This window comes from Streptomyces sp. CB01635 (genome assembly GCF_002803065.1).
Lineage (GTDB): Bacteria > Actinomycetota > Actinomycetes > Streptomycetales > Streptomycetaceae > Streptomyces.
Map to the genome: position 1 here is coordinate 89622 of NZ_NNBL01000026.1, position 22806 is coordinate 112427.

The 22806-nt window shown below is 70.1% G+C and carries 22 protein-coding genes and 1 tRNA gene; 15 read left to right on the top strand and 8 right to left on the bottom strand.

What is annotated here, in order from left to right:
• Positions 1–6 precede the first annotated feature (6 nt).
• The gene (locus CG723_RS37745; protein ID WP_100598049.1) at positions 7–864 is read right to left on the bottom strand and encodes an SDR family oxidoreductase; all 858 of its coding nucleotides are present in this window, start codon (positions 862–864) and stop codon (positions 7–9) included.
• Between the two features lie 92 nt (positions 865–956).
• Between CG723_RS37745 and CG723_RS37750 the strand changes: the two genes are divergently transcribed.
• Positions 957–1331, top strand: coding sequence for a winged helix-turn-helix transcriptional regulator (locus tag CG723_RS37750; protein WP_100598050.1), 375 nt, complete (start codon positions 957–959; stop codon positions 1329–1331).
• Positions 1332–1362: 31 nt separating this feature from the next.
• On the opposite strand, the gene CG723_RS37755 is transcribed toward CG723_RS37750, so the two are convergent.
• The 5 genes from CG723_RS37755 to CG723_RS37775 form a co-directional block, all read right to left on the bottom strand.
• Complete coding sequence (locus tag CG723_RS37755; RefSeq protein ID WP_100598051.1) at positions 1363–2442, bottom strand: 2-oxoacid:ferredoxin oxidoreductase subunit beta; 1080 nt, start codon at positions 2440–2442, stop codon at positions 1363–1365.
• On the bottom strand, positions 2435–4366 hold the full coding sequence (locus CG723_RS37760; protein ID WP_100598052.1) for a 2-oxoacid:acceptor oxidoreductase subunit alpha: 1932 nt from the start codon (positions 4364–4366) through the stop codon (positions 2435–2437). The genes CG723_RS37755 and CG723_RS37760 overlap by 8 nt, the downstream gene beginning before the upstream one ends.
• Before the next feature lie 310 nt (positions 4367–4676).
• A complete protein-coding gene (locus CG723_RS37765; protein WP_276314690.1) occupies positions 4677–5336 on the bottom strand; it encodes a response regulator transcription factor in 660 nt (219 codons plus the stop codon).
• A 175-nt stretch (positions 5337–5511) separates the two neighbouring features.
• The gene (locus CG723_RS37770; protein WP_100598054.1) at positions 5512–6861 is read right to left on the bottom strand and encodes a sensor histidine kinase; all 1350 of its coding nucleotides are present in this window, start codon (positions 6859–6861) and stop codon (positions 5512–5514) included.
• A 123-nt stretch (positions 6862–6984) separates the two neighbouring features.
• Complete coding sequence (locus CG723_RS37775; RefSeq protein WP_100598055.1) at positions 6985–8163, bottom strand: sensor histidine kinase; 1179 nt, start codon at positions 8161–8163, stop codon at positions 6985–6987.
• A 180-nt stretch (positions 8164–8343) separates the two neighbouring features.
• On the opposite strand from CG723_RS37775, the gene CG723_RS37780 reads away from it, so the two are divergent.
• The 13 genes from CG723_RS37780 (at position 8344) to CG723_RS37840 (ending at position 20199) form a co-directional block, all read left to right on the top strand.
• Positions 8344–8721 (top strand): NADH-quinone oxidoreductase subunit A, encoded by a 378-nt coding sequence (locus CG723_RS37780; protein WP_100598081.1) that lies wholly within the window; start codon positions 8344–8346, stop codon positions 8719–8721.
• A complete protein-coding gene (locus CG723_RS37785) occupies positions 8712–9344 on the top strand; it encodes an NADH-quinone oxidoreductase subunit B (RefSeq protein WP_100598056.1) in 633 nt (210 codons plus the stop codon). Before CG723_RS37780 ends, CG723_RS37785 begins: the two co-directional genes overlap by 10 nt.
• Positions 9341–10528: an NADH-quinone oxidoreductase subunit C gene (locus CG723_RS37790; RefSeq protein WP_100598057.1), complete on the top strand. Its 1188-nt coding sequence runs from the start codon at positions 9341–9343 to the stop codon at positions 10526–10528. The genes CG723_RS37785 and CG723_RS37790 overlap by 4 nt, the downstream gene beginning before the upstream one ends.
• Complete coding sequence (locus CG723_RS37795; protein WP_100598058.1) at positions 10525–11493, top strand: complex I subunit 1/NuoH family protein; 969 nt, start codon at positions 10525–10527, stop codon at positions 11491–11493. The genes CG723_RS37790 and CG723_RS37795 overlap by 4 nt, the downstream gene beginning before the upstream one ends.
• On the top strand, positions 11493–12116 hold the full coding sequence (locus CG723_RS37800) for a NuoI/complex I 23 kDa subunit family protein (RefSeq protein ID WP_100598059.1): 624 nt from the start codon (positions 11493–11495) through the stop codon (positions 12114–12116). The genes CG723_RS37795 and CG723_RS37800 overlap by 1 nt, the downstream gene beginning before the upstream one ends.
• Complete coding sequence (locus tag CG723_RS37805; RefSeq protein ID WP_100598060.1) at positions 12113–12712, top strand: NADH-quinone oxidoreductase subunit J family protein; 600 nt, start codon at positions 12113–12115, stop codon at positions 12710–12712. The genes CG723_RS37800 and CG723_RS37805 overlap by 4 nt, the downstream gene beginning before the upstream one ends.
• Complete coding sequence (gene nuoK / locus CG723_RS37810; RefSeq protein ID WP_100598061.1) at positions 12712–13128, top strand: NADH-quinone oxidoreductase subunit NuoK; 417 nt, start codon at positions 12712–12714, stop codon at positions 13126–13128. The genes CG723_RS37805 and nuoK overlap by 1 nt, the downstream gene beginning before the upstream one ends.
• On the top strand, positions 13125–15119 hold the full coding sequence (locus CG723_RS37815; protein ID WP_100598062.1) for an NADH-quinone oxidoreductase subunit 5 family protein: 1995 nt from the start codon (positions 13125–13127) through the stop codon (positions 15117–15119). Before nuoK ends, CG723_RS37815 begins: the two co-directional genes overlap by 4 nt.
• 6 nt (positions 15120–15125) lie before the next feature.
• The gene (locus tag CG723_RS37820) at positions 15126–16724 is read left to right on the top strand and encodes a complex I subunit 4 family protein (protein ID WP_100598063.1); all 1599 of its coding nucleotides are present in this window, start codon (positions 15126–15128) and stop codon (positions 16722–16724) included.
• Entirely contained in the window at positions 16721–18262 is a 1542-nt protein-coding gene (locus CG723_RS37825) for an NADH-quinone oxidoreductase subunit N (protein WP_100598064.1), read from the top strand. The genes CG723_RS37820 and CG723_RS37825 overlap by 4 nt, the downstream gene beginning before the upstream one ends.
• A gap of 47 nt (positions 18263–18309) precedes the next feature.
• Positions 18310–18765, top strand: a complete 456-nt coding sequence (locus CG723_RS37830) for an MscL family protein (RefSeq protein ID WP_100598065.1) — start codon at positions 18310–18312, stop codon at positions 18763–18765.
• Between the two features lie 181 nt (positions 18766–18946).
• A complete protein-coding gene (gene htpX / locus CG723_RS37835) occupies positions 18947–19810 on the top strand; it encodes a zinc metalloprotease HtpX (protein ID WP_100598066.1) in 864 nt (287 codons plus the stop codon).
• On the top strand, positions 19807–20199 hold the full coding sequence (locus CG723_RS37840; protein WP_100598067.1) for a YccF domain-containing protein: 393 nt from the start codon (positions 19807–19809) through the stop codon (positions 20197–20199). The genes htpX and CG723_RS37840 overlap by 4 nt, the downstream gene beginning before the upstream one ends.
• Before the next feature lie 217 nt (positions 20200–20416).
• Here the strand turns inward: CG723_RS37840 and CG723_RS37845 are convergent, their stop codons facing one another.
• Positions 20417–20905 carry a YajQ family cyclic di-GMP-binding protein gene (locus CG723_RS37845; protein WP_100598068.1) on the bottom strand — a complete coding sequence of 163 codons (489 nt, stop codon included), beginning with the start codon at positions 20903–20905 and terminating at the stop codon, positions 20417–20419.
• Between the two features lie 216 nt (positions 20906–21121).
• Here CG723_RS37845 and CG723_RS37850 point away from each other — a divergent pair.
• Positions 21122–21203, top strand: a tRNA-Tyr gene (locus CG723_RS37850).
• Between the two features lie 162 nt (positions 21204–21365).
• Here CG723_RS37850 and CG723_RS37855 read toward each other — a convergent pair.
• The gene (locus CG723_RS37855; protein ID WP_100598069.1) at positions 21366–22727 is read right to left on the bottom strand and encodes a tyrosine-type recombinase/integrase; all 1362 of its coding nucleotides are present in this window, start codon (positions 22725–22727) and stop codon (positions 21366–21368) included.
• Between the last annotated feature and the right edge of the window lie 79 nt (positions 22728–22806).

Sequence of the window (22806 nt, forward strand, 5' to 3'; positions counted from 1 at the left end):
CGTTTCTCAGGCGAGCGCGGCCTTGATCGCGTCCGCGAGCGGGGTCGTGGGGCGGCCGGTCAGCCGGGACAGGTCGCCGGTGGTGGTGGCGAGCAGGCCCTGCTCGATGGCGGTGTCGACGCCCACGAGGATGTCGGCGAAGGGTGCGGGCAGTCCGGCGCCGAGCAGGATCTCGCGGTTCTGCTCGGGCGTGACGGAGTTGTACGCGATCGTGCGGCCCGTCTGCTTCGACAGCTCGGCGGCGTACTCCGCCAAGGACCAGGCGACGTCGCCGCTCAGCTCGTACGCCTGGTTCTCGTGGCCCTCGCCGGTGAGGACGGCGACCGCGGCGGCGGCGTAGTCGGCGCGGGAGGCGGAGGCGACGCGGCCCTCGCCCGCGGAGGCGGTGACGGCGCCGTGTTCCAGGACCGGGGCGAGGTTCTCGGTGTAGTTCTCGTGGTACCAGCCGTTGCGCAGGAACGTGTACGGCAGACCGGAGTCCAGGATCGCCTGCTCGGTCACCTTGTGCTCGGCCGCCAGGTCGAAGTCGGCCTCGGGCCCGCCGAGGACGCCGGTGTACGCGAGCAGCGCGACGCCCGCGCCCTTCGCGGCGTCGATCACGGCCTGATGCTGCGCCACGCGCTGCCCGACCTCGCTGCCGGAGATCAGCAGGACCCGGTCCCCGGCGGCGAAGGCGCCGGCCAGCGTCCCGGGCGCGCTGTAGTCGGCGATCCGCAGCTCGACGCCGCGGGCGGCGAGGCCGGCGGCCTTGTCCTTGTCGCGGACGACGGCGGCGATGCTCTCCGCCGGGACGCCGGCGGCAAGGAGGCCGTCGATGACGAGACGGCCGAGGCGTCCGGTGGCTCCGGTGACGACGATGCTCATGTCTGAAATCTCCCTTGGTGGATGGTTATGACGCTGAGCCTACGCCGGGCACTAACTATTGGAAAGTACCCACTTTGAAGTAAGGTACTGGCATGGCAGTAAGCAAGTGGGGCACCGACGGCGAAGAGCTGTGCCCGTACCGGCTCGTGCTCGAACACGTCACCAGCCGCTGGGGCGTCCTCGTGCTGATCGCGCTTGAGGAGCGCTCGTACCGGTTCAGCGAGCTGCGCCGGGAGATCGGCCGCGTCAGCGAGAAGATGCTCACGCAGACGCTCCAGACCCTGGAGCGCGACGGAATGGTGCACCGCGACGCGAAGCCGGTCATCCCGCCACGCGTGGACTACTCGCTCACCGATCTCGGCCGCGAGGCGGCGGAACAGGTGAGGACGCTCGCGATGTGGACGGAGCGCCGCATGGAAGCGGTGACGGAGGCCAGAGCGGCATACGACGAAACCCGCGCCCCATAAGGGGCGCGGGCTGTGTCGTCGGGCGGTCCGCCTAACCGACCACGGTCCAGGTGTCGCCCCCGGCGAGCAGCGCGCCGAGGTCGCCCTTGCCGTTCTGCTCGATCGCCTCGTCGAGCTGTTCGGACATCTGCACGTCGTAGACGGGCCGCTCGGCGGAGCGGAAGACGCCGATGGGTGTGTGGTGCAGGGTGTGCGGGTCGGCCAGCCGGGACAGGGCGAACGCCGTCGTGGGCGAGGCCGCGTGTGCGTCGTGGACGAGGATCTGTGACTGGTTGTCCTCGGTCACGTCGACGACCTCCAGGTCACCGGTCTGCGGGTCCCGCACGACGCCCTTGGCGAGGTCGGTGCCGAAGCGGATCGGCTGCCCGTGCTCCAGGCGGATCACCGCCTCCTCGGCCTGCTGCTTGTCCTTGAGGACATCGAAGGCGCCGTCGTTGAAGATGTTGCAGTTCTGGTAGATCTCCACCAGGGCGGTGCCCGGGTGGGCGGCCGCCTGGCGCAGCACGTCGGTGAGGTGCTTGCGGTCGGAGTCGACGGTACGGGCCACGAACGACGCCTCCGCGCCGAGCGCGAGGGACACCGGGTTGAAGGGCGCGTCGAGAGAGCCCATCGGAGTCGACTTGGTGATCTTGCCGACCTCGGAGGTGGGCGAGTACTGACCCTTGGTGAGGCCGTAGATCCGGTTGTTGAAGAGGAGGATCTTCAGATTCACGTTGCGGCGCAGGGCGTGGATGAGGTGGTTGCCGCCGATGGACAGGGCGTCGCCGTCACCGGTGACCACCCACACGGACAGGTCGCGGCGCGAGGACGCCAGGCCGGTCGCGATGGCCGGGGCGCGGCCGTGGATGGAGTGCATCCCGTAGGTGTTCATGTAGTACGGGAAGCGGGACGAGCAGCCGATTCCCGAGACGAAGACGATGTTCTCCTTCGCCAGACCGAGCTCGGGCATGAAGCCCTGGACGGCCGCCAGGATCGCGTAGTCGCCGCAGCCGGGGCACCAGCGCACTTCCTGATCGGACTTGAAGTCCTTCATGGACTGCTCGGCCTCGGCCTTGGGTACCAGCGAGAGCGCCTCGATCGTGCCCGTGCCTTTCGTGCCGGTGTCAGCCATGGATGGCCTCCTTGAGAGCCGTGGCGAGCTGCTCAGCCTTGAACGGCATGCCGTTGACCTGGTTGTGCGAGTGGGCGTCCACCAGGTACTTCGCCCGGACGAGGGTGGCGAGCTGGCCGAGGTTCATCTCGGGGATCACCACCTTCTCGTAACGCTTCAGGACCTCGCCCAGATTCCGCGGGAACGGGTTCAGATGGCGCAGATGGGCCTGCGCGATGTGTTCGCCGGCGGTGCGCAGCCGGCGTACGGCGGCGGTGATGGGTCCGTAGGTCGAACCCCAGCCGAGGACAAGGGTGTTGGCCTCGCCCGAGGCGTCGTCGACCTCCAGGTCCGGGACCTCGATGCCGTCGATCTTGGCCTGGCGGGTGCGGACCATGAGCTCGTGGTTGGCCGGGTCGTAGGAGATGTTGCCCGTGCCGTCCTGCTTCTCGATCCCGCCGATACGGTGCTCAAGGCCCGGCGTGCCCGGGATCGCCCACGGACGGGCCAGCGTCTGCGGATCGCGCTTGTAGGGCCAGAACGCCTCGGTGCCGTCGTCCTCGGTGTGATTCGGGCCGGAGGCGAACTGGGTGCGCAGGTCGGGGAGTTGGTCGATCTCGGGGATGCGCCACGGCTCCGAGCCGTTGGCCAGGTAGCCGTCGGAGAGGAGGAAGACCGGGGTGCGGTACGTGATCGCGATCCGGGCCGCCTCGATCGCCGCGTCGAAACAGTCGGCGGGCGTGCGCGGCGCGACCACCGGAACCGGCGCCTCACCGTTGCGCCCGTACATCGCCTGGAGCAGGTCCGCCTGCTCCGTCTTGGTGGGCAGCCCGGTCGAGGGGCCGCCGCGCTGGATGTCGACCACCAGCAGCGGCAGTTCGAGGGAGACGGCCAGTCCGATCGTCTCCGACTTCAGGGCCACGCCGGGGCCGGAGGTGGTCGTGACGGCGAGGCTGCCGCCGAACGACGCGCCCAGCGCCGCGCCGATCCCGGCGATCTCGTCCTCCGCCTGGAACGTGCGCACGCCGAAGTTCTTGTGCTTCGACAGCTCGTGCAGGATGTCCGAGGCCGGAGTGATCGGGTACGAGCCCAGATACAGCGGCAGGTCCGCCTGCCGGGACGCCGCGATCAGCCCGTAGGACAGGGCCAGGTTCCCGGAGATGTTGCGGTAGGTGCCGGTCGGGAACGCGGACGAGGCGGGTGCGACCTCGTAGGAGACCGCGAAGTCCTCCGTCGTCTCACCGAAGTTCCAGCCCGCGTGGAAAGCGGCGATGTTCGCCGCGGCGATCTGCGGCTTCTTCGCGAACTTCGACTTGAGGAACCGCTCCGTGCCCTCGGTGGGCCGGTGGTACATCCACGACAGCAGCCCCAGCGCGAACATGTTCTTCGAGCGGCCCGCGTCCTTGCGGGACAGCCCGAACTCCTTGAGCGCCTCGACCGTGAGCGTCGTCAGCGGCACCGGATGGACGTGGTATCCGTCCAGCGAACCGTCCTCCAGCGGGGAGGTCTCGTAACCGACCTTCTGCATCGCCCGTTTGGTGAACTCGTCCGTGTTGACGATGATTTCCGCGCCGCGCGGCACATCCGCGATGTTCGCCTTCAGCGCGGCCGGGTTCATCGCCACCAACACGTTCGGCGCGTCGCCCGGCGTGAGGATGTCGTGGTCCGCGAAATGCAGCTGGAACGAAGAAACGCCCGGCAGTGTCCCTGCGGGCGCTCGGATCTCGGCGGGGAAGTTCGGCAGCGTGGACAGGTCGTTCCCGAACGACGCAGTCTCCGAGGTGAACCGGTCACCCGTCAGCTGCATCCCGTCGCCCGAGTCGCCCGCAAACCGGATGATGACCCGGTCCAGACGCCGTACGTCCTTGTCGTTCGCGTGTCTGCGCTGCTCTCGGACCACTGCCCCATCGGCCTGCTCGGCCGGGCTACTGACCTGGCTGGTCACTGAACTGGACCTCCCTCGAGGCGGCTCTGCGGGAGCGGCCGGCCGACCGGCCTCTCCATGGCCCACCCTACGTCGGTAAGGGTCGCCTTCCCTGGATGGTTCGCATGGTGGACGCGACAATGAGACACCCTGATGACCTTGTTTGTCATGATTTACCCACCCCCATGGCCCCCTGTTCGAAGACGCGCCCACTCATCCTTTGGTTCTAGGACCGACTCCGGGTCGACTCCGAGTCGACCCGGAAGCCGGCCCCGGAGCGCCCCGGAGTCCACCGGTCGATTCCCGCCATATCTGACAGGGTGTCAGGTCGTCACGAGTTCAGGTAGGTGAGCACCGCCAGAACACGCCGGTGATCCCCGTCACTCGGGGACAGCCCCAGCTTCAGGAAGATATTGCTGACGTGCTTCTCCACCGCGCCGTCGCTCACGACCAGTTGACGCGCGATCGCCGAGTTCGTCCGGCCCTCGGCCATCAGGCCGAGCACCTCGCGCTCACGCGGAGTCAGCCCCGCCAGCACGTCCTGCTTACGGCTGCGCCCCAGGAGCTGGGCCACCACCTCGGGGTCGAGCGCCGTACCGCCCTGCGCCACCCGCACCACCGCGTCCACGAACTCGCGCACCTCGGCCACCCGGTCCTTGAGCAGGTAGCCCACGCCGTGGCTGGAACCGGCGAGCAGCTCGGTCGCGTACTGCTCCTCCACGTACTGCGAAAGGACCAGCACCCCGAGCCCCGGGTGCTGCTTGCGCAGCAGGACCGCGGCGCGCACGCCCTCGTCCGTGTGGGTCGGCGGCATCCGCACGTCGGCGACCACCACGTCCGGCAACGCGTCCTGCGCGGCCAGGTCGGTGATGGTCTTGACCAGCGCGTCCCCGTCGCCCACGCCCGCCACCACGTCGTGCCCGCGGTCGGTCAGCAACCGGGTCAGGCCCTCCCTGAGCAGCACTGAATCCTCGGCGATGACCACTCGCACTCTGTCCTCCACGTTTCTCGGCCCCCCACAGCCCGTCCCACCCGTTCAACAGTCATCAGCATCCCAGCATCCGGACGGTCCTGGGCTGTGGTGCCGGGATTGGCCGGGAAGAGGGAGGACACGCGTGTGCGGTGCGCCCCGGGGAAGGGTGCACCGCACACGCGGGAGCTGGTCGTCAGGCGCGCCGCCACGGCAGTTCGGCCGTGATCCGCGTCGGGCCCGCCGTCGGCGAGTCCACCAGGAGGATCCCGTCGACGGCGTCGAGCCGCTCGGCGAGCCCCGCGAGGCCTGAACCGGCGGAGGCGTCGGCGCCGCCCACGCCGTTGTCCATCACCTGGAGCATCAGCCGGTCCTCGACCCGCCACACGTCGACCGTGGCGCGGGTCGCCCGGCTGTGCTTGCTGACGTTCTGCAGGAGCTCGCCGACCGTGAAGTAGGCGATGCCCTCGATGGCCGGCGCGGGCCGTGCGGGCAGGTCGACCTCGACCTGTACCGGGACCGTGCAGCGCGAGGCCAGGGAGGACAGGGCCGCGTCCAGGCCGCGGTCGGTCAGGATGGCCGGGTGGATGCCGCGGGCCAGGTCCCGCAGCTCCTGGAGTGCCGTCTTCACCTCGCCGTGCGCCTCGTCCACCATGCGCGCCGCCGCCCGCGGGTCCTCCGTCAGCTTCTCCTTGGCGAGACCCAGGTCCATCGCGAGGCTGACCAGGCGGGCCTGTGCGCCGTCGTGCAGGTCGCGCTCGATGCGGCGCAGGTCGGCGGCGGCCGTGTCGACGACGACGCCGCGGTCCGACTCCAGCTCCACGACGCGCGTGGCGAGCCGCGAGGGGCCGAGCAGCCCGCTCACCAGCGCCCGGTCCACGGAGGCCAGCGCCCTGATGATCCACGGTGTCGCGAGCGTGATCAGCAGGCCGACCGCCGCGGTGACGGTGATCTCGAAGGGGTTGTCCAGGTACACGTTGTGCGCGCCGTCGCCGTACAGCTGGATGCCGCCCTGGCCCGCGTACATGGGGAAGACCCACTGCCACAGCGGATACGTGAGCAGGGACCAGCCGACCGTCCAGAAGACCAGCGCGACGTTGAAAGCGAAGACCGCCCACGGGAAGTGCACGACCGTGTACAGCAGGTTGCGCCAGGACTCGCCGCTCTTGAGGAGGGCGCCCATCCATGCCATCGGACCGTGGGCGCGGGGCCGCAGCGGAGCCGGGGTGCCGACGTCGATGCCGAGCAGCGCGCGCGCCCTGGCCCGTTCCATCGCGGCGAACCCGCGCGCCCCGGCGAGGGCGCCGGCCAGCACGGGGATGCCGAGGAACGTGATCAGCAGGCCGGCGCCGAGCGACACCATCGTCACCGCGTACACGAACGTGATGATGCTGATCGGGAGGCTCAGGAGCAGATAGCCGAACTCGCGGAACGTACGGCCCTCGAACGGCGCGCGCAGCCCGGCCGGGAGAAGGTGACGCCGTTCCCCGGCCACCGCGTCGTCGCGGTAGCCATGTCCCTGTCCGTACTGCGTGGGCGTGATCATCGGTGGGGTCCGTCCGTTCTGCTCGTCCGCCTGGTACTTCCAGACTCCTCGTGGCGGCGCCTCGCGGCCATGGAGCCGGTCGGCGTCTTGGACCGGGGGTTTTCCCTACCCCCACGGTGCCGCTCAGGCAGGCGTGCGGTCGCGCCAGGGCAGCTCGGCGGTCACCGTCGTCGGGCCGCCCTCCGGCGAGTCCACGACGAACAGGCCGTCCACCGCGCCGAGCCGGTCCGCGAGGCCCGACATGCCCGTGCCCTTGTCGAGGCTCGCGCCGCCGTGCCCGTCGTCCCCCACCTGGATCAGCAGCCGGTCCCCGGAGCGCCACACGTCGACCGACGCCGACCGCGCCCCGCTGTGCTTGCTGACGTTCTGGAGCAGCTCGGACACCGTGAAGTACGCGATGCCCTCGATCGCCGCGGCGGGCCGCTGAGGCAGGTCGGCCGTGACCTTCACCGGGACCGTGCAGCGGGAGGCCACGGAGGACAGGGCCGCGTCCAGGCCGCGGTCGGTCAGGACCGCCGGGTGGATGCCGCGGGCCAGATCGCGCAGCTCCTGAAGGGCCAGCTTCACCTCGCCGTGTGCCTCGTCGACCATGGCGGCGGCGGCGTCCGGGTCCTCGAGCAGCTTCTCCTTCGCGAGGCCGAGGCCCATCGCGAGGTTGACCAGGCGGGCCTGTGCGCCGTCGTGCAGGTCGCGCTCGATGCGGCGCAGGTCGGCGGCGGCCGTGTCGACGACGACGCCGCGGTCCGACTCCAGCTCGGCGATCCGCCGTTCCAGCTCGTCCGAGGGTGACAGGAGCGCCCGCGCCATCGCCCGGTCCGCGTTGGTCAGCCCCCGCACGATGAACGGAAGCACCGGCCACAGCACGAAGAGCCCGGTCAGCGTGATCGCGAACGTGAGCACGCCCCAGGGCAGCCGTATGAACTCGTACAGCATCGCCCGCCAGCCCACCGGGTCCTTCAGGCCGGACCACAGCCGGCCGAAGAAGCCCTCGTCGCGCCTGCGCGGCAGCGGGCTCGGCTCCTCGATGCGCAGCCCGAGCAGCGCGCGGGCCCGTCCGCGCTCCGCCTTCCCGAGCTGACGCGCGCCGAGCAGACCGGCCGCGAGCACGGGCAGACCGATCACCGTCACGGCCAGGCCGACGCCGGTGGCCAGCATCGTCACGACATAGGCGAAGCCGAGCACGGCGACCGGCAGATTGCTGAGGAGATACGCGATCTCCTTCCAGGTGTGCCGGTCGAAGGCGAAGCGCGGGGCCGGCGGACGGTCCACGTCCGGCTCTGTGGTGACGATGCGAGCGGTCATATGCGACAGCGTGCCCGGCCGGGCGCCGGGGCGCCATGAGGCGGGCTGCCGGACCCGACGGGGGATAACCCCACCTCAACCCTGGACGCCTGCTTACCGTCTCTTTAACAGGCCCTAGACTCCCGTGCGTACAGATCGTCGAACACCACGGAGCGAGGGGCGGACGTGCCGGAACCGACCATGGTCGCCGCGGACTACTTCCAGACGTACTCCGTCGTCGGCGTGCTCGCCGTCGTGGGCGTCCTGTTCGTGGCCGTCGCCTTCGGCGCGGGACGGCTGCTGCGGCCGGTCGTGCCGACCCCCGAGAAACTCCTGACGTACGAGTGCGGCGTCGACCCCGTCGGCGACGGCTGGGCCCACACCCAGGTCCGTTACTACGTCTACGCGTTCCTCTACGTGATCTTCGCCGTCGACTCGATCTTCCTCTTCCCGTGGGCGACCGTCTTCGCCGATCCACAGTTCGGCGCGGCGACGCTCGTGGAGATGTTCATCTTCCTCGGCTTCCTCGCCGTGGGCCTGCTGTACGCATACAAGAAGGGCGTCCTCACATGGACGTGACCCCCTCGGAGCCCGTGCTCCTGCCGGATCCCGTCAGCCCGAAGAAGCTGGGCGTGCTGTCCCGCCTGGCCCCCGAGCCGATGAAGGTGGTCCTCAACTGGGGCCGCCGCTACTCGCTCTGGGTCTTCAACTTCGGCCTGGCCTGCTGCGCGATCGAGTTCATCGCGGCGTCCATGGCGCGGCACGACTTCATCCGCCTCGGCGTCATCCCCTTCGCACCGGGCCCGCGCCAGGCCGACCTGATGGTCGTCTCCGGCACGGTCACGGACAAGATGGCCCCGGCCGTGAAGCGCCTGTACGAGCAGATGCCCGAGCCCAAGTACGTCATCTCGTTCGGCGCCTGCTCCAACTGCGGCGGCCCGTACTGGGACTCGTACTCGGTCACCAAGGGCGTCGACCAGATCATTCCGGTCGACGTGTACGTGCCCGGGTGCCCGCCCCGGCCGGAGGCGCTGCTCCAGGGGATTCTGAAGCTTCAGGAGAAGATCGCGCGCGAGTCGCTGGGCGAGCGGTACGCGTCGGCTGACGCGGCGGCCGGGCGGCCTTCGGCGGCCGCGCTCAGCAGTGGTCTCGTGAAGCCGCCGGTCCCCACGCGCGACGACTCCGGGGAGGGAGAGCGGTGACCGGTTGGCTGCCCCGACCCGTCGAGGAGCTCTTCGGCCCGGACGCCACGGCCGAGGAGTCGTACGAGGTCCTCACCGTCGACGTTCTCGCGGACACCTGGATCGCCGCCCTCGAAACGGCCCGCACCACGCTGGGCTGCACCTACTTCGACTGGCTGAGCGCGGTCGACGAGCCCGGCACGGGCTTCCGCGTCTGCGCGCACGTCGTCGCCCTGTCTCCCGTACGCCGCCTGCTCCTGCGCACCACCGTTCCGCACGACGCCCCCGTCCTGGCCACCGCGGTCGACGTGTACGCGGGCGCCGGCTGGCACGAGCGCGAGACGCACGAAATGTTCGGCGTCCGCTTCGAGGGCCACCCGCACCTGGTGCCGCTCCTCCTTCCCGACGGCTTCGAGGGCCACCCGCTGCGCAAGGACTTCGTGCTCGCGGCGCGCGTCGTGAAGGCGTGGCCGGGGGCCAAGGAGCCGGGTGAGCCTGCGGCGGGTGCGGGGCACGGTGGGCCGAAGCGGCGGCAGATGCTGCCGCCGGGTGTTCCGGATCCGAACGAGTGGGGTCCGATGAAGGGCCAGCTTCCGCCCGCCCCGGCCCGTCCGGCCCGTGGCGCGGGCCGCGCGGCGGGCGACCGTCCGGTGCGGCGGACGCGCACGGCGGGGGAGGGGTCGGCCAGTCAGGCCGCCGCGCCGGGCACGGATGCGGCGGCCGCCGCGCCGCCGAGGCGTTCGCGGAGTGCGTCGCAGGGGTCGGCTTCGCAGACGCCGGCAACTCCTGAGACACCTGCAACTCCTGGGGCCCCTGCGGCGCCTGAGACACCTGCCGTGCCCAAGCCGGACGCCGCGGGCAAGCCCGGCGCCACCGGCGACGCGCCCTGGCACCACGCCCGCCCGGCCTTCGACGAGCCGAAACCGGCCGCGCCGGAGGAGCCCACGCCTGAGGCACCGGCCACCCCGGAGTCGGCACCGGAGGAGGCACCGGCCACCCCGGAGTCGGCACCGGAGGCACCGGCCTCCCCGGAGTCGGCACCGGAGGCACCGGCCACCCCGGAGTCGGCACCGGAGGCACCGGCCACCCCGGAGTCGGCACCGGAGGCACCGGCCACCCCCGAAACCACGGAGGCCGAAGAAGCCCCCGACGCCACCCCCGACACCCCCGAAACCCCCGAAACCCCCTCAGGAGGAACGGAGTGAACGACGTGCTCGACGTCGCTCTGCGGCTCATCGTCGTCTTCGTCGCCTTCCTCGTCCTGCCCCTTGTCGTCGGCCAGACCGAGCACAAGGTGATGGCGCACATGCAGGGCCGCCTCGGCCCCATGTACGCGGGCGGCTTCCACGGGTGGGCCCAGCTCGTCGCCGACGGCGTGAAGTTCGCGCAGAAGGAAGACGTCGTTCCCGCCGACGCGGACCGCCGCATCTTCCAGCTCGCGCCCGCCGTCGCCCTCCTGCCGTACCTCCTCGTCCTGCTGGCCATCCCCGTGGGCCCGAGCGAGGGCGCGGTCGGCCAGGTCGTCGACGCCGGCATCTTCTTCGTGCTCGCCGTCATGGGCGTCGGAGTGCTCGGCTCGCTCATGGCGGGCTGGGCGTCGGCCAACAAGTTCTCCCTCCTGGGCGGCCTGCGCACCGCCGCTCAGCTCCTCGCCTACGAACTGCCGATGCTGCTCGCCGCCGCTTCGGTCGCGATGGCCGCCGGCACCGTCTCGCTGCCCGGCATCATCGAGGCGTTCGAGTGGTGGTGGGTGCCGTGGCAGATCGTCGGCGCCCTCGTCTTCTTCGTGGCGGGCCTCGCCGAACTCCAGCGCCCGCCCTTCGACATGCCGATCGCCGACTCCGAGATCATCTTCGGCGCGTACACCGAGTACACGGGCCTGCGCTTCGCCCTGTTCCTGCTCGCCGAGTACGCCGGGATCGTCGTCCTGTGCGGCCTCACCACCGTCCTGTTCCTGGGCGGCTGGCACGGGCCGTGGGGCGCCGACGGCCTCGGCTGGGTCTGGACGCTGCTGAAGGCGGCCGTCCTCGCGTTCGTCGTGATCTGGCTGCGCGTCACCTACCCCCGTCTCCGCGAGGACCAGCTCCAGAAACTCTCCTGGACCCTCCTCGTCCCCCTCGCACTCGCGCAGATCGCGCTCACCGGAATCGTGAAGGTGGCGATCAACTAGTGGCTCCGATCCCAGGCGCAGGTCTCGCCAAGGGCCTCGCCGTCACCCTCCGCACGATGACGCGTAAGACCGTCACCGAGCAGTACCCGGACGTCCAGCCCGAACTGCCGCCCCGCACCCGTGGCGTCATCGGCCTGTTCGAGGAGAACTGCACGGTCTGCATGCTGTGCGCCCGCGAGTGTCCCGACTGGTGCATCTACATCGACTCCCACAAGGAGACGGTGCCGGCCGCCGTCGAGGGCGGCCGCGAGCGCAGCCGCAACGTCCTCGACCGCTTCGCCATCGACTTCGCCCTGTGCATGTACTGCGGTATCTGCATCGAGGTGTGTCCTTTCGACGCGCTGTTCTGGTCCCCGGAGTTCGAGTACGCGGAGACGGACATCCACGAACTCACCCACGAGCGCGACCGGCTGCGCGAGTGGATGTGGACGGTCCCGGCCCCGCCCGCGCTCGACCCGGCGGCCGAGGAACCCAAGGAACTCGCCGCCGCCCGCAAGGCCGCCGACAAGCTGGCCGCCGCCCAGGCCGCAGCCGCCCAGGCACCGGCCTCGGAAGCACCCGCCTCCGCCTCTGAGGAACCCGCCCCCGACGAACCCGCCCCCGGAGAGGAGGGACCCGCGTGAGCCCCATCGCAGCGGCCGCCACCGCGGCCACGCAGACCCACGGCTTCCTCTCGCCGACCGGCGTCGAGATCGCGTTCCTCCTCGTCGGCCTGGTCACCTTCGGCGCCGCGATCGTCACCGTCACCACCAAGCAGCTCGTGCACGCGGCCCTGTGGCTGGTCGTCGCCCTCGGCGGCCTCGCCGTCGAATACCTGCTGCTCACCGCCGAGTTCATCGCCTGGGTGCAGGTCCTCATCTACGTCGGCTCCGTCGTCGTCCTCCTTCTGTTCGGGCTGATGCTCACGCGGGCGCCCATCGGCCGTTCCCCGGACGCCGACTCGGGCAACCGGTGGGCCGCGCTGACGGTCGCCGTCGCCGCGGCCGCCGCCCTCGTCTGGGTCGTCGTGGACGCCTTCCGCACCACGTGGGTCGACCTCGACGGCGCTCCCCAGGGCACCACCGCGGTGACCGGATCGATCCTCTTCCAGCACTGGGTGCTCCCCTTCGAGGCCCTCTCGGTCCTGCTCCTCGCGGCCCTCGTCGGCGCGATCGTTCTCTCCCGCAAGACCGCCAAGGCACAGGACATGAACTCCAAGGCCCGGGAGGGGAACCGCTGATGCACCTCGCCTATCCCGCCGTCCTTTCCTCCCTGCTCTTCTGCACGGGTCTGTACGGAGTGCTGGCCCGCCGCAACGCGATCCTGGTCCTGATGTCCGTCGAGCTGATGCTCAACGCCGTCAATCTCAACCTCGTCGCCTTCGACGTCTGGCTCAGCAAGGCGGCCCGCGACACCCTCCACTCCGGCCAGGCGCTGACCCTCTTCACCATCGCCATCGCCGCCGCCGAGATCGGCATCGGCCTGGCGATCGTGCTCGCCGTGTACCGCGGCCGCGGCACCTCCGACATCGACAAGCTCCGCGACACCGCCGAGTCCCCGGACGACGGCGGACCCGACGGCTCTGCACCGGACGGATCCGCAGCGGACGCCGGCGCCGGCGCCGCGACGGACGAGAAGGCCGAGGCCACCGCGTGACCACCACGACCCTCGCCGTACTCGTCCCCCTCCTCCCGTTCCTCGCCGCCGCGGCGGGACTGCTCCTGGGCCGCACCGCCCCCGGCTTCGTACGGCCCCTCGCCGTACTGCCGACCCTCGCGGCGCTCGTCCTCGCCGTCCTCGTCGCCGTGCGCCAGGGCGGCGGCCGGAGCATCGACGCGGCCACCGAACTCACCCCGACGGGCTCCGTTCCCATCGAGCTCGCCCTGCACATCGACGGCTTCGCCGCGCTCGTCGCCGTACTGGTCTGCGTCGTCGCGTCGTGCGTGCAGATCTACTCGACGGCCTACCTGCGCGACGACCCGCGCTACCCCTCGTACGCCGCGCTCGTCTCGCTCTTCACCTCCGCGATGCTCCTCGTCGTCTACTCGGGCGACCTGATGGTGCTGCTCGTCGGCTGGGAAGTCATGGGCATCTGCTCGTACTTCCTCGTCGGTCACTACTGGGAGACCCCGGAGGCGCGCGCCGCCTCCCTCAAGGCGTTCCTGGTCACCAAGCTCGGCGACGTCCCCTTCCTGATCGGCCTGTTCGCGCTCGCCGTGGACGCCGGGTCCTTCCGCATCACGACGGTGCTCGGTGCCGTCGCGAGCGGCGGGCTCGACCACCCCACGCTGATCGCCCTGCTGCTCCTCGCGGGTGTGGCAGGCAAGTCCGCGCAGTTCCCACTGCACACCTGGCTGCCCGACGCGATGGCCGGCCCCACGCCGGTCTCCGCGCTGATCCACGCCGCGACGATGGTCGCCGCCGGTGTCTACTTCGTCGCCAGGCTCCTCCCCGTCTTCGCCGCCTCCGGCGCCGCCCTGGTCGTCCTCGCCGTCATGGCCGCCGTCACGATGACCGGCTCGGCGCTCGCCGCCCTCGCGCAGGACGACATCAAGCGCGTCCTCGCGTACTCGACGATCGGTCAGCTCGGCTACATGACCGGCGCCCTCGCCGTCGGCGACCGCGGCGCCGCCGTCTTCCACCTCCTGTCGCACGGCGCCTTCAAGGCGCTGCTCTTCCTCGGGGCGGGCGTGGTCATCCACGCCGCCGGCACGAACTCGCTCGCCGCCATGTCCCGCATGAAGGACCTGCGCGACCGCGTCCCCGACGCCTACTGGACGATGACCGTGGCGCTCCTCGCGCTCGCCGCGATCCCGCCGTTCAGCGGCTTCTTCTCCAAGGAGGCCGTCCTCGGCTCCGCCGAGCACGCGGCCACCGGCCACGCCGAGGCGATCCCGTCCTCCGCCGGCTGGATCGTCCTCGTGTCCGGTCTCCTCACGGCCCTGCTCACCGCCGCGTACGCCACGCGCCTGTGGCTCCTGGCCTTCCGCGGCCACGGAGCCGAGGCCCCGGACCACGGCAGGCAGCCCGTCGCGATGAACGCCGTCCTGTGGGTCCTGGCGATCCCCTCGCTCGCCTTCGGTCTCACCGTGGGCGTCCTGCCCGACTGGTTCGACGGCCGCTCGCTGACCCCGACCCTCACCACGTCCGTCCTCGGCACGGGCGTCGCCCTCGTCGGCGGGATCGTCACCTACGCGGCCTGGCGCCACACCACGGCCCTCGCCGCCCGTGTCCCGCTCGGCGCCGTCGCCGCCCACCCCGACGCGGACGGCGGCCTCGTCGAGGCTGAGGCCATCGCCACCCACACGGCCGCGTACGGGGACATCGCCTACGCCCCCGACCCGGCAGACCCGGGCCGTCTCCTGCTCGGCCCGCTGCACCGCCACGCGGCCACCGGCTTCCACCTGGACGCCGTCTACGCGGTCCTGTTCGTCCGGCCCGTCCTGGCCGCGGCCTCACTGGTCCGCTTCCTCGACCGCGAGGTCGTCGAGACCTATGTCCGCGGCGCCGCGGCCGTACCCAACTGGCTGGGCCGGGCCGTCCGCCGCGCCCAGACCGGCAACGTGCAGACCTATCTCAGCGCCCTGCTCGCAGGGACCGTCGTCCTGGCGATCGCCGTCGTCCTCGTCGCCACCGCCGGAGCGTGAGCAGCCGTGATCGATATCAGCGAATCCGTGATGCAGTTCCTTCTCGCACTGATCGTCGTCGGCCCGCTCATCGGCGCCGCCGCCGCTCTTCTCCCGGCCCCGCCCGGGCTGAAGGGGAAGTCCCCGGACCAGGCCGTGCTCCGCCACGGCGTGACCGTGACCGGCGTGATCCTCATCGCCGCGATCGTCCTCGCGCTGGGCTTCGACCATGACCATCCGTCAAAGATGCAGGCCACGACCGACATCAGCTGGATCCCCGCACTCGACGTGCGCATCCACCTCGGCACCGACGGCATCTCGCTCCCCCTCCTGGTCCTGACCGCGCTGCTGACCTTCCTCTGCGCGCTGTACAGCTATTTCAAGCAGCAACATCAGCGGCTGACGCCGCGGGCAACGGGCCCGTCTCCCAAGGCATTTGTCGCGCTGATCCTCGTCCTCGAGTCCGGCACCCTCGCGACCTTCGCCGTGCTCGATCTGCTGCTGTTCTTCCTCGCCTTCGAGATGGTCCTCATCCCGATGTACTTCCTCATCGCCCGCTGGGGCGGTGAGCAACGGGCCAAGGCGGCCTGGAAGTTCATCCTCTTCACGCTCCTCGGCTCCGTCGTGATGCTGCTCGGCCTCCTCCTCATCGGACTCAAGTCCGGCACATTCGACATGGTGGCACTCGCCTCTGACAACGGCCGGGGTCTGAGCACGTCCGTGCAGGTCACCGCCGTTCTGGCGATCGGGATCGGGCTCGCGGTCAAGACGCCGATGTGGCCGCTGCACAGCTGGCTGCCGGACGCCCACACCGCCGCGCCCACCGTCGGCTCGGTCCTCCTCGCCGGCGTGCTGCTGAAGATGGGCACGTACGGATTCGTGCGGATCCTGCTGCCGATCACGCCCGACGGCATGCACACCTTCGCGCCGTACCTCGCCGCGTTCGCCGTCGTCGGGATCATCTACGGGTCCCTGGCCTGCCTGGCCCTCGCGCGGCCCGGCGCCAAGGGCGACCTCAAGCGCCTCATCGCGTACTCGTCCGTCGGGCACATGGGCTTCGTCCTGCTCGGCATCTCGACGATGTCCCCGACCGGCGTCAACGGCGCGCTCTTCGCGAACATCGCCCACGGCCTCATCACCGGCCTGCTGTTCTTCCTCGTCGGCGCCCTCAAGGACCGCACGGGCAGCACGGACCTGGACACACTCGCCCAGCAGGGCGGCATGGCGCTCTACGGTAAGGCGCCCCGCCTCGGCGGCCTCCTCGCCTTCGCCGCCGTCGCGTCCCTCGGGCTGCCGGGCCTCGCCGGGTTCTGGGGCGAGATGCTCGCCCTGTTCGGGGCGTTCAAGCCGGCCGCCGGCCTGAGCCGCCCCGCGTTCCTCACGTTCATGGCGATCGCCGCGTTCGGCACCCTGCTCACCGCCGCGTACATGCTCGCCGTCGTCCGCCGGGTCTGCATGGGCCCGCACGAGGCCGAGGCGCCGAAGCTCGCCGACGTCCAGGGCTACGAGTTCGCCGCCTGGACCCCGCTCGTCGCCCTCACCGTCGTCGGCGGGCTCTGGCCCGCGGCCCTGATCGGCCTCACCGACCCGGCCGTGCAGAAGCTCCTCGCAGGAGGCATCCAGTGACCGCCGTCGCCGCGCCGTCCGTGGCGTCCCTCGTCCAGTCCGTCGACTGGCTCGCGATCGCGCCGCCCACCATCGCGGCGGTCGTCGGCCTCGTGGTGCTCGTCGCGGACCTGTTCCTGGGCGAGCGCAGGAAGGCGCTGCTCGGCTGGGTCTCCGTCGCGGGCCTCGCCGCCGCCGCGCTCGCGCTGCTGCCGCTCCTGGACGGCGACCGCTCGACCTTCTGCCTCAAGACGCTCAAGGGCGAGCAGGCCGCGTGCAGCTACACGGCCGACCACTTCACGCTCGTCATCCAGTTCCTCGTCCTGGCCGGCGCCCTGCTGACCGCGCTGCTGTCCATCACCGGCATCAAGGACGCGAAGAACACGCCCAGGGCGCTCCCCGAGGGGGAGTTCTGGTTCCTGCTCCTGTCCTCCGCCGCGGGCGCCGCCCTGCTGCCCGCCTCGCGTGACCTGGCCACCCTCGTCGTCGCCCTGGAAGTGGCGTCCCTGCCGGCGTTCGCCCTCGTCGGTATCAAGCGTGACGACCGGCGCTCCTCCGAAGCTGCCCTGAAGTTCTTCCTGTCCTCGGTCACGGCGACCGCGGTCACCCTCCTGGGCGTGAGCTTCGTCTACGCGACGACGGGCACCCTGTACCTCACGAGGATCGCCACCGCCCTGACGCAGGTCGACGGGCAGTTCCACACCCTGGCCCAGGCGGGCGTCGCCCTCACCCTCGTCGGCTTCGCCTTCAAGACCGCCGCCGCCCCCTTCCACTTCTGGGTGCCCGACACCTACGTAGGAGCCCCCCTCCCGATCGCCGCCTACTTGTCGGTGATCGGCAAGGCGGTCGGCTTCTCCGGGATCATCCTCGTCACCGTCGTCGCCTTCCCGTCCTACGCCGACGTGTGGGGTCCGGCGCTGGCCGCGCTCGCCGCGCTCACCATGACCGTGGGCAACGTGGCGGCCCTGCGCCAGCAGGCCACGCGCGCGTACAGCGCGGTACGCCTGCTCGCCTGGTCCTCGGTGGGCCAGGCCGGCTACCTCCTCGTCCCGATCGCGGCGGCCGCCTACTCCAAGGACGCCGACAAGGCCATCGGCTCCACCGTCGCGTACGCCCTCATGTACGCCGCCGTGAACCTCGGCGCCTTCGCCGTGGCCGCACTCGTCGCCCGTACGAAGCCCCTGAACCGCATCAGCGACTACCGCGGCCTGTACCGGTCAAGGCCGCTGGCCGCCCTGGTCCTCGGGTTCTTCCTGCTCTGCCTCGCGGGCCTGCCGCCCGGCATCATCGGCCTCTTCGCGAAGGTCACCGTCTTCTCCGCGGCCGTCGACGCGGGCCTCGGCTGGCTTGCCGTCGTCATGGCCGTCAACGTCGTGATCGCCCTCTACTACTACCTTCAGTGGACGGCGACCCTGTTCCGCTCCACCGAGGGCGAGCAGGCGGTACAGCGGATCCCGGCCCCGCTCACCGCGGCGATCGGGCTCACCGCCGTCATCGGGGTCGCCTTGTCGGGCGCACCTCAGATGGTGCTCCGTTTTGCCTCGACGGGCCTCTTCTAGGCACCCTCATAGCGCCCCCAAACGTCGTACACCAGGGAGACACTGCCGTGCTGAGCGGGTTCAAGGACTTCATCCTTCGCGGGAACATCGTGACCATGGCGATCGGCCTCGCCGTCGGTTCCGCCTTCACCGCCGTCGTCACGGGCTTCAGCACGGCGTTCATCGCCCCGCTCATCGGCCTCGCGACGAGCTCGACCGGCGACTTCAGCAAGGCGCACTTCCAGGTCGAGGGCACGGACTTCCCGTACGGCAAGTTCGTCTCCGCGGCGATCGCCTTCGTGATCACTGCGGCGGTGCTGTACTTCCTCGTCGTCGTCCCGATGATGAAGCTCCAGACCCGCCTCGACCGCGGCAAGCCGGTCGACCTCAAGGCCACCCTGCGCGACTGCCCGCGCTGTTTCAGCCAGATCCCCGCGATCGCCACCCGCTGCTCCCACTGCACCAGCGAGCTCAAGGCCGACCCCGAGGTCCTCGCGCTCGCCGGGCTCCCCGAACAGCGCTGACCCGTCGGCGGCCACCCCCCACCCGTACGGCCTACACGCGCCCTCCTCGCCCTCCGTGCGCACAAGGGAACTCGTCCTCCTCGTCTGGCGTTGACCAGTACAGGAGGGTCCACTGGACCGTGGAAGCACCCAGCACCAGCAAGCAGAGGGTTCCCCTGCCGCACCACATGGAGGGCGTACCGTGCACCGCCGGCACAACGGGCTGAAGACCGCCGTACTCCTCGGGGGACTGTCCGCCCTCATCATCGTCATCGGCAGCTTCTTCGGTCGTACGGGGCTGATCGTGGGCCTCGGCATCGCCCTCGCGACGAACGCGTACGCGTACTGGAACAGCGACAAGCTGGCCCTGCGCGCGATGCGCGCGCGCCCCGTGAGCGAGTTCGAGGCCCCCGCGCTCTACCGCATGGTCCGCGAGCTGTCGACGCAGGCTCGCCAGCCGATGCCCCGGCTGTACATTTCGCCGACGGAAGCCCCCAACGCCTTCGCGACGGGACGCAATCCGCGTAACGCCGCGGTGTGCTGCACCGAAGGCATCCTGCGGATCCTCGACGAGCGCGAGCTGCGCGGTGTCATCGGGCACGAGCTGAGCCATGTCTACAACCGCGACATCCTGATCTCGTCGGTCGCCGGCGCCCTCGCCTCGGTGATCATGTTCCTGGTCAACTTCGCCTGGCTGATCCCCATCGGCCGGTCGAGCGACGACGACGGCCCGGGCCTGCTCGGCATGTTGATGATCATGATCCTGGGCCCGCTCGCGGCCACGGTCATCCAACTCGCCATCAGCCGCTCCAGGGAGTACGAGGCGGACGCGTCGGGCGCCCAGCTCACCGGCGACCCGCTGGCCCTGGCGAGCGCCCTGCGCAAACTCGACGCGGGCACCAAGCAGTTGCCGCTCCCCCCGGAGCCGCGGATCGAGACCGCAAGCCACATGATGATTGCGAACCCTTTCCGTCCCGGGCAGGGCATGTCCAAGATGTTCTCCACGCATCCGCCGATGGCGGAGCGCATCGCCCGGCTCGAGCAGATGGCAGGTCGTCACTCGTGAAGACAATCCTCAACATCATTTGGCTAGTGCTGAGCGGCTTCTGGCTGTTCCTCGGCTACCTGCTCGCGGGCCTGATCCTGTGCATCACGATCATTGGAATCCCGTTCGGCATCGCGGCGTTCAGGATCGGCGTGTACGCGCTGTGGCCGTTCGGCTATACGACGGTCGAGCGCCACGACGCGGGCGCCCCGTCCTGTATCGGGAACGTGCTGTGGCTGATCCTGGCCGGCTGGTGGCTCTGCCTCGCCCACATCGTGACGGGCATCGCGCAGTGCATCACGATCATCGGCATCCCCCTGGGCATCGCCAACTTCAAGCTGATCCCGGTCTCCCTGATGCCGCTCGGCCGCGAAATCGTCCGCACGGACCAGCCGTTCGCATCGCGGTAGCCGGGAGCGTATGCCGGAGGTCCGCCACCGGACTGCGAGGGTGGAACCTGCGCTGACCGTGTGGGTTCTGCCGCCGCAACAACCTCGAGTGCCTTGTGGCCGGTGGGACTCCAGTCCCACCGGCCTCGCACCGGGAGCGGCGGCAGACCATCACGTCAGGGCGATTGCGCCTGCTTCGGCGACAGTTGCGGTAACCCGCTGTCCTGACCCGCTGTTCCTACCGGTAGTTCACGAACTGCAGCGCGAAGTCGAAGTCGTGGCCCTTGACCAGCGCCTGCACGGCCTGGAGATCGTCGCGGCTCTTCGAGCTGACCCGCAGCTCCTCGCCCTGGACCTGTGCCTTGACGCCCTTGGGGCCCTCGTCACGGATGAGCTTCGCGACCTTCTTGGCGTTGTCCTGCGAGATGCCCTCCTCGATGGAGGCGAAGATCTTGTACTCCTTGCCGGAGAGCTGCGGCTCTCCCGCGTCCAACGCCTTCAGCGAGATCCCGCGCTTGACCAGCTTGGTCTGGAAGACGTCGAGGATCGCGTTGACGCGGTCCTCGGAGTTCGCCTCCATCAGGATCTTCTCGCCGGACCACGAGATCGAGGCGCCGACGTTCTTGAAGTCGTAGCGCTGCGAGATCTCCTTGGCGGCCTGGTTGAGGGCGTTGTCGACCTCCTGCCGCTCGACCTTCGAGACGATGTCGAAACTGGAGTCGGCCATGTCCTGTGGCTCCTTGTATCGGGTTGTGAAACGGCTTGCGTCTGGATGCGTCATCCACGGCCCTGGCTCCCTGGGCCGCATCCGCAAAGCCTAGTCACCACCCCGCCCCCGGGTACCGATCAATCGGGTGGCGAAGCACCCCCGTCCATCAGGTATCGTTTACGTCGTTGCCACGGAGCACCGCCCCACAGCGGAGATCCAAAGCAGCAAACCCATGGCGGTGTGCCCGAGCGGCCAAAGGGAGCAGACTGTAAATCTGCCGGCTCAGCCTTCCCAGGTTCGAATCCTGGCGCCGCCACACGACCGAGAGGGTCCGTGACCAGCGAATACGCTGGGAACGGGCCCTCTCGTCGTTTCCCCGGGCGGTAGATCCGCTTTAGGCGTATTGCCCCACTGTGTCTCACTCTGATTCGCGTGCTGACCAGCGTGTGTGGGGCAGTCGTGGGGCGCCCCACGGGCACTAGCCCTTCAACGCGGCCTCGATCCGAGCGTTGGCTGTGGCCGCCGCACCGTCTAGGCACTTCGCGTAGACGCGGAACAGGACAGCCACGCTGTGTCCCGCTCTCTGCGCGACCGCCTGTGGCTCGACTCCGGAACTCAGCCATGTCGACACGGCGGCATGACGAAGGTCGTATGGGCGCTTGGCCAGAGTAGATGCGTACTGCGCTGGAGTGAGCGCCCGCCGGCGAGCTTCGGCCCACACCTCGCCGTAGCCGGTGTCTTGGATGATGCCGCCTCGCAGGGTGCGGAACAGACGGCCGTCGGGTGACACCCCGTACGCCGTTACGTGCCACCGGAGCAGCGCGACCAGGTCCGGGGGGATGGGGACCACTCGGACCGCCTTGCGCGGCCGGTGCTTCAGCCCCCGCCTGTCGTGAGACTCGCCCGTGTCGGTCCACGCGGACCCAGATCGGGGGCGCGTCTCGCGCAGCCGCAGCGTGCCCCATCCACGCCGTGGGAGGTCGCAGTCTGCCAAGCGGAGCCCGATCACCTCCGCCGGCCGTGCCGCCGCGAAGTACATACATCCGAAGAAGGCGACCATGCGGCGCCCTCGGGGGCCTTGTGCACGCACGGCACTGAGCAGTGCCGCCGTTTGGCGCGGTCCCGGCACGCAGGCGGGATCCACCTCATCCGCGACCTGCTCGGGTGCCTTCCACTGGACCTGCGGTAGCGGATTGGCGGGGAGGCGATCGGCGTCGACCGCGTAGCCAAGGGCGTTGTGGAAGATGGCCCGCTTCCGGCGAATGGTGCTCGCAGCGGCCGTCGTACCGTCCAGCTTCTTGGTGAGCGCGTCGAGTGCTGTCCGTACGCGCATCCGGTCGGACAGCGCCGATGTGGGGAGCGACTTCCGCTCGAACCAGTCGAGCACCTTGGCCACGTCGGCAGGGGGTTCCTCGCCGCGGCGGGTCATGTTGAACGCCCAGCTGTACAAGGCTGCGCGCACTGTCCTGGCATCGGCCATGCCCTTGGTGTCCTTCACGAGCACAGGGGTGACGGTGGCCATCGCTTCTGCGAGCGTGCGGCGGGTCGAGCCGGGGGAGTGGGGCCACTTCATCGCGATGTAGTCGAGGGCGTGCTGATACCAGCTCACGTCGTTGCGGTCCCGAAGCTCCTTGACCGGTACGCCCGTTTCCTCATCGAACGGCTCGCCAGCGTGCACCGCGCGAAGAAGTTCGGCGCGGCGGCCTTCGGCCAGTGTCTTGGTCTGGAACGTCTGAGAGTGCGGAGTGTCGCCTGTCTTCCAACGCAGCTCTGCTGAGGCTTGCTTACGGTCTTTGCGCTGCCGGACAGCCCAGATACGGACGTCGTACGTCGTGCCCATGCTTCTCCAAAATCAAAAGTGTCCCTCCCCTCGTAGCGTGAAGACCGTGGCTGCAGGGGAAGTTGGGAGTCATGACGGA

Bases quoted from the DNA above. Each gene is read 5' to 3' on its own strand.
- CG723_RS37745 (WP_100598049.1), bottom strand. From the start codon at position 864: ATGAGCATCGTCGTCACCGGAGCCACCGGACGCCTCGGCCGTCTCGTC.
- CG723_RS37855 (WP_100598069.1), bottom strand. From the start codon at position 22,727: ATGGGCACGACGTACGACGTCCGTATCTGGGCTGTCCGGCAGCGCAAA.
- CG723_RS37780 (WP_100598081.1), top strand. From the start codon at position 8,344: ATGGTCGCCGCGGACTACTTCCAGACGTACTCCGTCGTCGGCGTGCTC.
- CG723_RS37845 (WP_100598068.1), bottom strand. From the start codon at position 20,905: ATGGCCGACTCCAGTTTCGACATCGTCTCGAAGGTCGAGCGGCAGGAG.
- CG723_RS37770 (WP_100598054.1), bottom strand. From the start codon at position 6,861: ATGATCACGCCCACGCAGTACGGACAGGGACATGGCTACCGCGACGAC.
- CG723_RS37750 (WP_100598050.1), top strand. From the start codon at position 957: ATGGCAGTAAGCAAGTGGGGCACCGACGGCGAAGAGCTGTGCCCGTAC.
- nuoK (WP_100598061.1), top strand. From the start codon at position 12,712: ATGCACCTCGCCTATCCCGCCGTCCTTTCCTCCCTGCTCTTCTGCACG.
- CG723_RS37785 (WP_100598056.1), top strand. From the start codon at position 8,712: ATGGACGTGACCCCCTCGGAGCCCGTGCTCCTGCCGGATCCCGTCAGC.
- CG723_RS37755 (WP_100598051.1), bottom strand. From the start codon at position 2,442: ATGGCTGACACCGGCACGAAAGGCACGGGCACGATCGAGGCGCTCTCG.
- CG723_RS37775 (WP_100598055.1), bottom strand. From the start codon at position 8,163: ATGACCGCTCGCATCGTCACCACAGAGCCGGACGTGGACCGTCCGCCG.